Origin of the sequence: Tranquillimonas alkanivorans, from assembly GCF_900115595.1 — a bacterium.
GTDB lineage: Bacteria > Pseudomonadota > Alphaproteobacteria > Rhodobacterales > Rhodobacteraceae > Tranquillimonas > Tranquillimonas alkanivorans.
Window position 1 is genome coordinate 1 of the sequence record NZ_FOXA01000065.1, and the last position, 2561, is coordinate 2561.

At 64.3% G+C, this 2561-nt stretch carries 3 protein-coding genes; all 3 read left to right on the forward strand.

The features are described 5' to 3' along the window. Nucleotides 1-207 (forward strand): potassium channel family protein (locus BM162_RS22030; protein WP_143096306.1); only part of this gene is annotated, 207 nt, incomplete at its 5' end. A 70-nt stretch (nt 208-277) separates the two neighbouring features. Beyond that, nucleotides 278-1039, forward strand: coding sequence for a DUF4396 domain-containing protein (locus tag BM162_RS22035; RefSeq protein WP_093425994.1), 762 nt, complete (start codon nt 278-280; stop codon nt 1037-1039). Continuing rightward, the gene (locus tag BM162_RS22040) at nt 1036-1644 is read left to right on the forward strand and encodes a hypothetical protein (RefSeq protein ID WP_093425995.1); all 609 of its coding nucleotides are present in this window, start codon (nt 1036-1038) and stop codon (nt 1642-1644) included. Before BM162_RS22035 ends, BM162_RS22040 begins: the two co-directional genes overlap by 4 nt. Nucleotides 1645-2561: the final 917 nt, after the last annotated feature.

Consider the following 2561-nt stretch of genomic DNA (forward strand, 5'->3'; position numbering starts at 1 on the left):
AAACCCGACGCGACGCTTTCATGGATGGATTACTTCTACTTCTCGCTCGTGAACTTCACCACGCTCGGGCGCGGGGACCTCGCGCCGGACGGCCACCTGCGCTTCATCACGGGGATGGAGGCCTTTCACGGCTTCCTGCTGCTGACCGCCTCGGGCTCGTTTCTGCTGCAGGTAATGTCCGGGAAGGCTCCGCTTTCGCGGCAGTAGACCCGGCTGGCCCTCTTTGGGAAACGGCGCTTCGGCCGGTGCGTTCAATACTCCGAGCAAGGAGACGCCCATGGAGACACTCGCCAACCTACTGACGTTCATGGCGGAACCCTGGTTCGCGATCCCATGGTACTCCGTCGGGATCGCCGGGGCCGCGTGGATCGTGTATGACAGTTTTCACGCCAACAGCGCACTGAACCCGCCGCTCAAGGCGTGCTGGCCGATCCTCGTAATCTTCTTCTCGGTGATCGGGGTCGCGCTATACCTCGCGGTTTCGCGTCCTTCCGATATCGGTGACTACGAGCCGGGCGAGCCGAAGATGCGCCGGTTCACCCATTATGCGAAGCCGCAATGGCGCAAGGTCGTTGGCTCAGCGGCGCACTGCGTCGGAGGCGACGGCCTGGGGATCCTGACCGCAATGGTAATGGCTCGGCTCTGGGGCTTCACATTCTGGCAGGAGTTCTGGTTTGAATACGCCGTGGGCTACCTACTGGGTTGGTTCCTGTTCCAGACGTGGGCGATGCGTCTGCACGGCAACGGCTGGCTGCAGGCGATCTGGAAAGGCGGTCGAGCCGAGTTCTTCTCGATGATCACCGTGATGCTCGGGATGGGTGCCGTGATGTATTACGTCACACCCGCCGTCGTGGGCGAGCAGCCGCTGCCCGACACCTATGCCTTCTGGACCTTCGGGGCGCTCGGGCTGCTCGTCGGTTTCATCTTCACCTACCCGATGAACTATTGGCTTGTCGCGATCGGTTGGAAGCACGGCGAAGGGCACGAGCACATGCTGAAGAAAAAGGATCAACAGAAGCAGCAAGAGGCGCACGCATGACTCCAGGTATCAAGAGCGTCCTCGCCGCCATCTCCCTCACCGTCGCCGGGAATGTCGCGGCCGCGCAAGCCACGCCGGCCGAGAAGGTGGCCCGGAGCCTCGCCGCTGAAATGAGCGCCTCGGCCGCCACGCTCGAGGCCGGGAAACGCCACGAGGGCACCAAGCCCCTCGACCGCGCGCTGCACCTGGCCGAGTTCGCGGAGCAATCCGCCGAAGTCGGCACGGACGTCTTCCGCAATGCCTTGGAGGCCTTGAAGGCGGCACGCCACGAGTTGCAGATGGGCCGGCCCGAGCAGGCCGTCGCACGCCTGACCGACGGGGCGCGGGCGCTGGAACAGACGCCCGGCGGCCTGCGCCTGGGCGGGGTCGACCCGGACAGGCTGGACGAGATCGAGGGTCTCCCGGTGCTCAACCTCCACGGCCACGAACTGGGCGAGATCGTCGGGTTCACGCAGGGAGAGAACGGAGCGATCGCGCGTGTCGAACACGGCGATTTCATCTTCTTCGGCGGCAATGAGACCCCGCTCGAGGCGGATCGACTGCTGTCGGGAGGAGGGTTCGTCGTGCTGCCCGAGGATATCTTGCCCGAAGCTTTCGAAAGCTGACAGATGGGCGCCAGTCGAAGGCGTTTCAGCGAGGCTGGGAAGATCGCCACGCCACTTGCGCGAGCCCCCCACTGAAGGGCGGAATGCGCTGGCGCTCAATGACTGCTCTTACATGAGCCCCTTGCCTATCTCGCTTCCGCGGCGAAGGTCCGGAACCCGCCCCTCATGTCGGACGGCTATGCAGGTGCAGCGTGAAGTGAGCACCCGCAGCGAACGGCCGAAAGGTCCGCGAAGCTGCCGCGACATCCCCAGGAATGCTGCGCTGTTGTCACTGTGCGGGTCCGTGGGCGGCGATTGCCGGTCGCGATCAATGAGCGACCGACGCCGCGCCAACCGAAGTCGGGCTTAATCGTCGAGGGGCTGGAGGCACTGCTTGAGGCAGACGGGCGGCGGGAAAGATGATGCGCGCTGAAGGCATGGGGCCTGCGTCGTGCCAAGCGCAACTGTATGAACAAGGCGCAAGTTTCAGTTGCGCGAAAGCTGGCGGTGATCCTCCATTGCACCTGGGTCGACGGGACGGCTCTCGAATGGGAAAAGAGATGCCGGTTTGACCGATGCTTGATCCAATCCGAGATCGCAGGGACTGGCATCGGCTCTGTCCTGTCCCGCCGGAACGGTGGTTGCGTTGACCTCGTTCAATTTGCGGCAGGGCTGAAAGGCATCTGCGTTGCATATGTTGACGGCACCCGATCCGAAAGCCACCGTGAGGCCATTACCAGCCGGCACTGTGATGCCGTCGACGTCCGGTCCTCGAGGAGCTTTTTCACCGTCTCGAACGGCAAATGCCCGTCGACGACGTAGCCGCGATCGTGGCGGTGTGACAGGCCCAGAGGTCTTCCGGCACGGCCGCGGCGTTGTGGGGCAGCGCGGCGAATGCCGTCACGAGCGCACCGACGGCCGCGGCGGCGAGGCTGTGC

Bases quoted from the DNA above. Each gene is read 5' to 3' on its own strand.
- BM162_RS22040 (WP_093425995.1), top strand. From the start codon at position 1,036: ATGACTCCAGGTATCAAGAGCGTCCTCGCCGCCATCTCCCTCACCGTC.
- BM162_RS22035 (WP_093425994.1), top strand. From the start codon at position 278: ATGGAGACACTCGCCAACCTACTGACGTTCATGGCGGAACCCTGGTTC.